At 48.1% G+C, this 9096-nt stretch carries 8 protein-coding genes and 3 pseudogenes; all 11 read left to right on the forward strand.

Features of this window, described 5'->3' with window-relative positions; genetic code table 11:
* Window positions 1-28 precede the first annotated feature (28 nt).
* A pseudogene (locus DWZ16_RS14390) lies at window positions 29-2495 on the forward strand (glycogen/starch/alpha-glucan phosphorylase).
* A gap of 27 nt (window positions 2496-2522) precedes the next feature.
* Complete coding sequence (locus DWZ16_RS14395) at window positions 2523-3047, forward strand: hypothetical protein (protein WP_118472915.1); 525 nt, start codon at window positions 2523-2525, stop codon at window positions 3045-3047.
* 214 nt (window positions 3048-3261) lie between these two features.
* The gene (locus tag DWZ16_RS14400; protein ID WP_118523103.1) at window positions 3262-4254 is read left to right on the forward strand and encodes a SpoIID/LytB domain-containing protein; all 993 of its coding nucleotides are present in this window, start codon (window positions 3262-3264) and stop codon (window positions 4252-4254) included.
* A 40-nt stretch (window positions 4255-4294) separates the two neighbouring features.
* Window positions 4295-5062 carry a M23 family metallopeptidase gene (locus tag DWZ16_RS14405; protein WP_118523104.1) on the forward strand — a complete coding sequence of 256 codons (768 nt, stop codon included), beginning with the start codon at window positions 4295-4297 and terminating at the stop codon, window positions 5060-5062.
* Window positions 5063-5372: 310 nt separating this feature from the next.
* The gene (locus tag DWZ16_RS14410; RefSeq protein WP_118523105.1) at window positions 5373-5963 is read left to right on the forward strand and encodes a lactate utilization protein; all 591 of its coding nucleotides are present in this window, start codon (window positions 5373-5375) and stop codon (window positions 5961-5963) included.
* 203 nt (window positions 5964-6166) lie between these two features.
* Complete coding sequence (locus DWZ16_RS14415; RefSeq protein ID WP_022360124.1) at window positions 6167-6562, forward strand: CBS domain-containing protein; 396 nt, start codon at window positions 6167-6169, stop codon at window positions 6560-6562.
* Between the two features lie 92 nt (window positions 6563-6654).
* Complete coding sequence (locus tag DWZ16_RS14420) at window positions 6655-7053, forward strand: spore coat associated protein CotJA (RefSeq protein WP_227589710.1); 399 nt, start codon at window positions 6655-6657, stop codon at window positions 7051-7053.
* Entirely contained in the window at window positions 7053-7307 is a 255-nt protein-coding gene (locus DWZ16_RS14425; RefSeq protein ID WP_022360123.1) for a spore coat protein CotJB, read from the forward strand. The genes DWZ16_RS14420 and DWZ16_RS14425 overlap by 1 nt, the downstream gene beginning before the upstream one ends.
* 3 nt (window positions 7308-7310) lie before the next feature.
* Entirely contained in the window at window positions 7311-7922 is a 612-nt protein-coding gene (locus DWZ16_RS14430) for a manganese catalase family protein (protein ID WP_117795208.1), read from the forward strand.
* Between the two features lie 202 nt (window positions 7923-8124).
* Window positions 8125-8564: pseudogene (tnpA, locus tag DWZ16_RS14435) on the forward strand (IS200/IS605 family transposase).
* Window positions 8530-9096: pseudogene (locus DWZ16_RS14440) on the forward strand (IS200/IS605 family accessory protein TnpB-related protein); the annotation flags it as partial. The pseudogenes tnpA and DWZ16_RS14440, both read left to right, overlap by 35 nt.

The following is a 9096-nucleotide window of genomic DNA, read 5'->3' on the forward strand; positions in this document are numbered from 1 at the left end:
GTGATACTACGAATATTAGGAGGACAGGATGCGCGAGATCAGCAAAGAAGAGTTTAAAAAGAGTATTATCGAAAATGTAAAGAACCAGTACCGCAGAACGATCGACGAGGCGACACCGCAGCAGATATTCCAGGCTGTGTCCTATGCGATCAAGGATGTGATTATCGACGACTGGATTGCAACCCAGAAGCAGTTTGACGAGACAGGCGCAAAGAAGGTATATTACCTTTCTATGGAGTTTCTGATGGGACGTGCGCTTGGTAACAATATCATCAACCTGGGTGCGAAAAAAGCAGTGAAGGAAGCACTGGAAGAGCTGGGTTTTGACTCAATGCGATTGAGGATCAGGAGCCGGATCCGCACTTGGAAACGGCGGTCTGGGGCGTCTGGCAGCATGTTTTCTGGATTCCCTGGCAACGCTTGGTTATCCGGCTTACGGCTGCGGCATCCGTTACCATTACGGTATGTTCAAGCAGAAAATTAAAGACGGCTACCAGGTGGAGGTGCCGGATGAGTGGCTGAAAAACGGTTATCCGTTCGAGCTTCGCCGCCCGGAGTATGCGACCGAGGTTAAATTTGGCGGTTATGTCAAGACCGAGTGGGACGGTGAGCGCAACCATTTTGTACAGGAAGGTTATCAGTCTGTTCTGGCAGTTCCGTATGATATGCCGATTGTCGGCTACGGCAACAACGTAGTCAACACCCTGCGTATTTGGGATGCACAGCCGATCGACACGTTCAGCCTTTCTGCATTTGACAAGGGTGATTACCAGAAGGCGGTCGAGCAGGAGAATCTGGCGAAGAACCTGGTTGAGGTCCTTTATCCGAACGACAACCACTATGCGGGTAAAGAGCTGCGTCTTAAACAGCAGTATTTCTTCATTTCTGCCAGCTTACAGGTTGCTCTGAAGAAATTCAAAGAGACAAACGATGATATTCACAAACTGCCGGAGAAGATCGTATTCCAGATGAACGATACGCATCCGACCGTGGCAGTTGCTGAGCTGATGCGCCTGCTCCTGGATCAGGAAGGCTTAAATTGGGATGAGGCGTGGGGTATCACAACAAAATGTTGTGCATACACCAACCACACTATCATGGCAGAGGCGCTGGAAAAATGGCCGATCGAGCTGTTCTCCCGCCTGCTTCCGCGTGTATACCAGATTGTGGAAGAGATCAACCGCCGTTTTCTGATCGAGGTACAGAATAAGTACCCGAATAACTACGAGAAAGTTAAAAAGATGGCGATCATCTTTGACGGTCAGGTCAAGATGGCGCATCTGGCGATCGTAGCCGGATATTCCGTCAACGGTGTGGCAAAACTTCACACCGAGATTCTGAAAAATCAGGAGCTGAAAGATTTCTACGAGATGATGCCGGAGAAATTTAACAATAAGACAAACGGTATTACCCAGCGTCGTTTCCTGCTGCATGGCAACCCGCTTCTGGCAGACTGGATCACGGAGCAGATTGGCGACGAGTGGATTACCGATCTTCCGCACCTGGCAAAATTAAAAGTATACGTCGATGATCCGAAATTCCAGCAGGAATTTATGAACATCAAGTATCAGAATAAACTGCGCCTGGCAAAATACATCAAGGAGCACAACGGCATCGACATTGATCCGCGTTCCATTTTCGATGTACAGGTAAAACGTCTCCATGAGTACAAGAGACAGCTTTTAAATATTCTTCATGTAATGTACCTGTATAACCAGCTCAAAGACAATCCAAACATGGATATGGTTCCGAGAACCTTTATTTTTGGTGCGAAAGCAGCGGCAGGTTACCAGATTGCCAAGAAGACGATCAAACTGATTAACTCTGTAGCAGATGTTATCAACAATGATAAATCCATCAATGGTAAGCTGAAAGTTGTGTTTATCGAAGATTACCGCGTTTCCAACGCAGAACTGATTTTTGCGGCAGCGGATGTCAGCGAGCAGATTTCCACCGCCAGCAAGGAGGCGTCCGGTACCGGCAACATGAAGTTCATGCTGAACGGTGCGCTGACGCTGGGCACGATGGATGGTGCGAACGTGGAGATCGTCGAGGAGGTAGGCAAGGAGAACGCATTTATCTTCGGTCTGAGCGCTGACGAGGTTATCAATTATGAGAACAACGGCGGTTACAACCCGGAGGAGATCTTCAACACCGACCAGGATATCCGCCGCGTGCTGATGCAGCTCATCAACGGCTACTATTCACCGCAGGATCCGGAGCTGTTCCGCGATATTTACAATTCTCTGTTAAATACAAAGAACAGTGCCAAGGCAGATACCTACTTCATCCTGAAAGATTTCCGTTCCTATGCGGAAGCACAGAGACGCGTCGAGGCAGCTTACCGTGACGAGAACTGGTGGGCGAGAGCAGCCATGCTCAACACAGCAAGCGCTGGTAAATTCTCCTCTGACCGTACCATCGAGGAGTATGTGCGCGACATCTGGCATCTGGAGAAGATCCATGTGGACGATGATGATGTAAAGGCACTGTAAAAGGAGTAAAAAGAGGGAGGACACACTATGAGAGGATACAGAAAAAGACCGGGGACACAAGGATTTTCGGTTCCTCTTGTGGGTGCTTCCCTCTTTTTTATCATTTCGCTGTTTTTGTTTGCTTCTTATAAAAACAGCGCCTATCAGCAGGCGAAAAAGGAAATCTATTCGCTTTATACGGCGAACCGGGCGTTTGATCTGGATGAGGTGTATCAGGACGGTCTGACGGCGATCTACGCGAAAGAGTATGGAAAGACGGCAACCGAGGCTGGATGCGAGGCGCTGGAGCAGACGGGGCTTCCGTATGTTCTTTTATTATCGCAGTTTTCCGCACCGGTGGAACGCGTGTATGTGACGAACTGTCAGCTGAGCGAGACGGGGCGGGAGAAGAAGGCGCGGACGTATGACTACACGGTTTCGGTGCGTTTCTGCCTGGAAAAAGGCGATGAGGTGCTGGCACCGGAGAAGACGATGGACTTTCATGGAACTGTGGTGATGAAGAAAAAGGGATGGTTCCGCTGGCTGCTGGATGGTGTGACGCTGGGGGAGTAAAAGAATGATAGAGGGGAAACTGGAAGAGACTGCAAAGGGCGGCGGAGGAGAAGCCGGAGCGTAGACTTGTGATATTTTTTGAGTGCCTGTCATAAGATAAGGAAGGCAGAGAAAAGAAGCAGGTTTGTAAGGCATTGAAACCATAAGTTTACTGGTATGGCAAAACAGAAAATGCGTGAAACCGTACTGGAACAGTCAAAACAGGAGAACCGAAATGAAGAAGAGAACTGCCGCCGTACTGGCGGCTTTTTTGATCCCATATATCACAACACTGGCAGTTTCCGGGCGTGTGCAAGGGGCGGATGGAGGAAAAATCGGAGGAAATTCAGATAGAACATCTGGATGGGAAAGTCAGACGGATGGTCGGCAGATCCTTCTGGATCGGGAGGATGGCGTCCGCAACAACGGAACCGGGTATGCTGTCCCACTGGAAGAATATCTGATCGGTCTGACTGCAGTGCAGATTCCGGACGGCTATCCGAAGGAGGCAGTCAAGGCACAGGCAATTCTGGCACGGACAGCGCTGTACCGGGAGATGGACGGGGCAGATTCGATCGAGGAATCGGCGCTAGATATGGATTATCTGGAGCCGGAGCAGATCGAGAGCCGGTTTGAGGCGGCTGGAATGCCGGAATATTACCAGGCGATCTGTGGGGCGGTGCGGGAGAGCGCAGGACAGACGGCGATCTGGGATGGGAATTATATTGAGCCGCTGTTTCATGCAGTGAGCGCGGGGCGGACGCGCGAAGGGGATGAGGCGCATCCGTATCTGGCGTCGGTTGCGGCAAAGGAGGATGAGGGCGCTGGCGGCTACCTGACGCGGCAGGGCATGACACGGGAAGAACTGAAAAAACGTCTGGAAGAAGGACTGAATGCATTGGGAGAACACACGGATCTGGAAAATTTGGAAGAAGAGCGGATTCTGGAGGAAATTCAGATCGTGAAACGGGACAGCGCCGGTTATGTGGAAACCGTGCAGATTGGGGCGGAGACGTACAGCGGGGACGCGGTGCGCTATGCGTTAGGCGTGCCGTCGCCAGCTTTTTCCCTCGAGGAAGACGGGGATGAAATCCGCTGTGTTACTTATGGGCGCGGGCATGGTTACGGGTTGTCGCAGTACGGGGCGGGACTCATGGCGGAGAATGGGAGCAGCGCGGAAGAAATTTTAAAGCATTATTTTAAAAATATTCAAATCGTTTCTGAATAAAACGATTCACTTCGGCAAGACTAATACCGAGGTGATAAACGTGAAAAATAAAGTAAGACAGTTATTCAGGGACAAACTTGTTCTGGTAATGACAGTGCTTGGTCTGCTGACAATCGTAGCCGCAGCAGGAACCGTAAAAATTCGAAAAGATAATGCACAGGATGGAAGAAATCCGTATCTGGATGTGCCGCAGACGGAGGGAATCCTGGCGGAAGAGATGCCGCAGAACCGTTTAGAAGAAAACGACGGACAGGCGGAAACACGCGCACAGGTGGCAGGAAGTTCGGACGCTTCGTATTCGGTCAATAACCGGGATGAAGCCGATCAGAAGCCGATGGAGGAGGAAAAAGAGAGCAGTCTGGGAGCCGGAGCAGCTGCCGCACGCGCACTTTCCTACAATGGAACCGATCGCTTAAGCTGGCCGGTCCAGGGCAATGTGATTCTCGATTACAGCATGGATTCGACAATCTATTTTCCGACGCTCGATCAATACAAATGCAATCCGGCGCTCATTATCCAGGGCGATGTGAGTGAGCCGGTCGCCGCACCCGCTGAGGCGCAGGTAACCGAAGTCGGTTCCAATGAGGAGATCGGCAATTATGTTGTGCTGAATCTGGGAAGCGGCTACACGGCGGTCTGTGGACAGCTCAAAGACGTTCAGGTGGCGCAGAAGCAGTATGTGGCAAAAGATACGACGCTCGGATATGTGGCAGAGCCGACCAAATACTATTCGATTGAGGGAAATAACGTATATTTCGAGCTGATGCACGACGGAGAACCGGTGGATGCGCTGGACTATCTGGAATGACAGGCTGAAATGCTGTTTATGATGCGCCTTGCAGTCTGGTTCTGGCTGTGGCAGAAATTGGAAATGAAGGGATAAGTTTGTGTTTTGTGACAGGTGGTTTTGAAACAGAAAGCTGCTGTATGAAAACATGAAGACAGGGAATTTTGTTGATTTGAAGCAAGGCGGGCAGCTAATTTGCTCTGCCTTGTTTTTCTGCCAATATTTGATATACTATAGGTAAAGTACGAATATTTTCAAAGATCAAAAGCTGTCAATGTAGGTTATAAATAAAAGTTACTATAAATTGAACGATTTAATAAGGAGGACAAAGATGGAACAGGAATTGCTGAAGAATAATTTTGAACGTCACGGATTTAAAACGAGTTTCTTTGATACAAAAGAGGCTGCGTTGGCCTATCTGAAAGATCAGATTTCCGGGAAAAAAGTTGCGATAGGCGGAAGCGTAACGGCACAGGAGATGGGACTTTATGAAGCACTTTCCGAGAAAAATGAGGTGATCTGGCACTGGAAAAGGGCGGGGCGCGAGACGCTTGTGGAAGCGAGAAGTGCCGAGGTGTACATAACCAGCGCCAATGGTGTTTCCAAAACCGGAGAACTGGTCAATATCGATGGAACCGGAAACCGCGTGTCGCAGACCTTATTCGGACCGGAAAAAGTATATTTTGTCATTGGAACCAATAAAGTCTGTCCGGATTTGACATCTGCGATGGAACGTGCAAAACAGATCGCAGCACCGAAGAACGCAGCCCGTCTGCAGGTCCAGACCCCGTGTGCGAAAACGGGCGTTTGCGTAGACTGCAACAGCCCGGCACGGATTTGCCATTCGATCGTGATCCTGGAGCGTCCGAGCAATGGGATGGAAGTAGAGGTTGTGTTTGTGGATGAGGAGATGGGTTATTAGGAGCGGAATATAGTTACTGGTCACGGGTATGAACAGTACCGATTATAGAAAAATTTGATGGAAAAATAAGGATTTCTTTATATCTTTTTTGGACGGATTTGGTATAATCAAGAAGAACGAGGCAGATTTGAACGAAAATATACAAAATCTACAGATACGTATGGGGGACGTATGGGGAAAGATGAAAGGAGAACAGGTAAACCATGAATATATTATTTTTTCTGACACCGAAAAGTGAAGTCATTTATGTGAATGAGGAGGACACGGTTGGGCAGGCAATGGATACGATGGAAAAGTACAAGTATTCTGCGGTGCCGATCATCACGAAGGCAGGGCGTTACGCAGGAACATTAACCGAGGGCGATCTGCTGTGGGGACTCAAAAATAAGACAGATCTGGTGCAGAAAGGACTGGAAAAAGTGCGGATCACTGAGATTCCACGCCGTTCCGATAATCAGCCGGTACTTGTCAATGCGGATATGGAAGATCTTCTGGGAAAGATCATGAACCAGAATTTCGTGCCGGTGCTGGATGATCAGAAAAATTTTATCGGTATTATTACCAGAAAAGATGTTATCAGTTACCTTTGTAAAAAATAGTACATAATGATCGCTCTGTTTTTCAGCGGCGATCGCATTTATATATTTCCTGCATAAGATAAAGTATAACTGCTTTTGTAGGAGAATGAAATATGAATGGTTATCAGGATAACTCCAGCCGGAAAAATGCCTGCCGTTCGGGAATGCCTCTTATGTCATGCCCGGTGGCAGGCATTTCTGGCAATCGCTGCATAAATACTGCACCGCCAACCTGTCCGCCGGAAATACCTTGTGCTGGTTCGGTGCATCCTGTTTTGGAAAATGGGGCATTTTGCCCGCAGGGGCCAGAAATCCGACCTGCCCGCCCGTATCCGCAGACAGGAGGAAACAGGCCGCCGCAGACATTTCTGGGAGGCGGAAATTATCCGGTCGGCATGGGATATGTACCGGTTCAGTCCTGGCAGCAGCCGTATGCGCTGGAAACCGCATTCAGGCGGGGAACTATTTTTCCGGATCTGGATCTGCCGTTTATGATGGGAGGTGCCTGCTGATGAATGAGACTGCCAGAAAATTGATGAAACGGATTGATGATGCCAGCTTTGCAATGGATGATGTGATTCTCTATCTGGACACCCACCCGGATGACAGGAATGCGCTGAATTATTACCGGTATGTGGTGGCACTTCGGAAAGAAGCTGTTAAAGCGTATGAGGCATCGTTTGGACCGCTCACGATCGAGGATGCGGACGATGCATGCACATGGTCCTGGCTTACAGAGCGCTGGCCGTGGGAAGGGGAGGTGTAGCGTATGTGGAGATATGAAAAAAGATTACAATATCCAGTCAATATCAAGACGCCGAATCCGAAGATCGCGCAATATATAATGAGCCAGTATGGTGGTCCTGACGGCGAAATCGGAGCCTCTATGCGCTACCTGTCCCAGCGGTATACGATGCCTTATAAGATGCAGAAAGGACTTCTGACCGACATCGGAACTGAGGAACTCGCCCATATGGAGATGATTGCCGCCATTGTCCAGCAGCTCACGCGCAACCTTACTCCGGCACAGATCGAGTCATCCGGGTTCGGACCATACTATATCGACCACACCACGGCAATCTGGCCGCAGGCAGCAGGCGGAATTCCGTTCAATGCGTGCGAGTTCCAGTCGAAGGGCGATGCGATCACGGATTTATATGAGGATATGGCAGCAGAGCAGAAAGCCCGCACAACCTACGACAATATTCTCCGCGTGGTCAAAGATCCGGAAGTATGCGATCCGATCCGTTTTCTGCGCGAGCGCGAGATTGTACATTTTCAGCGGTTTGGTGAAGCTTTAAGAAATGTACAGGATCACCTGAGCAGTCGTAATTTCTATACGTTTAACCCAGAGTTTGATAAAGTGAAAGCGAAGGGATAAAACAAAAACCTCCGTAAACAATGTCAAATTCATTGTTTACGGAGGTTTTCAAACCAGCATCGAGTACGGATAAATCCTTACTGGATGTAAGGGGATTACCCATAAGTATATTGTAGTAGTGATGAGTTAGGTGTGCCAAATTTTTTATCAAGATGCAGAACTAGTGTTTGCTAAATGCGGAGGCATATGGTATAATATAAACATGGAAAAAGATATATTTACTATTAAGAGAAATACACTTTCATATGGTAGAGGATATGTGTATTCTTTGCAATATCATCTTGTCTGGTGCACGAAATATCGAAAACAGGTTCTGAAAAATGGGATAGACGCAGAATGTAAAAAAATGTTGTATGGACTTGCGGAGGAATACAAATTTAAGATTCTGGCGATGGAGGTTATGCCAGATTATATTCATTTACTTCTGGATTGCAAACCACAATTTTTTATATCAGACATGATAAAGATTATGAAGGGGAATCTGGCACGTCAGTTGTTTCTTTCACATCCGGAATAAAACAGGAGCTATGGGGAGGACATTTGTGGAATCCATCCTATTGTGCAGTCACCGTAAGTGACCGAAGCAGGGATCAGGTAGTGGCATACATTGAGGGACAAAAAGAGAAGGAAAAAAGAAAGTAGGAAACATGAGGCGGAACATCTGGTACATGAGACAAAAAAGAATCATGCCAGATTTCCGTTTGACCGTCATTTTCCTAAGATGCCATCTTATCTGAGAAGAGCGGCGATTCAACACGCACTTGGAGCAGTGTCCTCCTATCAATCACGCCTTAGTTTGTGGGAAAAGGGAGAACTGAGGGGGAAACCGAAGCTGGTCTGTGAGAATCATGCGATGCCGGTATTCTATCGGGATGTCATGTATAGGGAAGCAGAACCGGGAGAAGATACGGCTTATTTAAAGCTATTTGATGGGCGTGAGTGGAAGTGGTTTCAGGTGAAATTACTTTATACCGATATGGAATATCTTCGAAAAAAGTGGAGCGGGAAAGAGGCATCTGCCCCAACTTTGGAAAGGAAACATCATAAATATTTCCTTCGGTTTTTATACACAGAGGAAGTAAGCTTATCAAAAACAGATGTAAAAGAGCAGGTGATATGCAGCGTTGATTTAGGAATCAATACGGATGCGGTCTGCAGCATCATGCGTGCAGAT

This window comes from Clostridium sp. AF29-8BH, assembly GCF_003478145.1.
In the GTDB taxonomy this organism is placed as follows: Bacteria; Bacillota; Clostridia; order Lachnospirales; family Lachnospiraceae; genus Otoolea; species Otoolea fessa.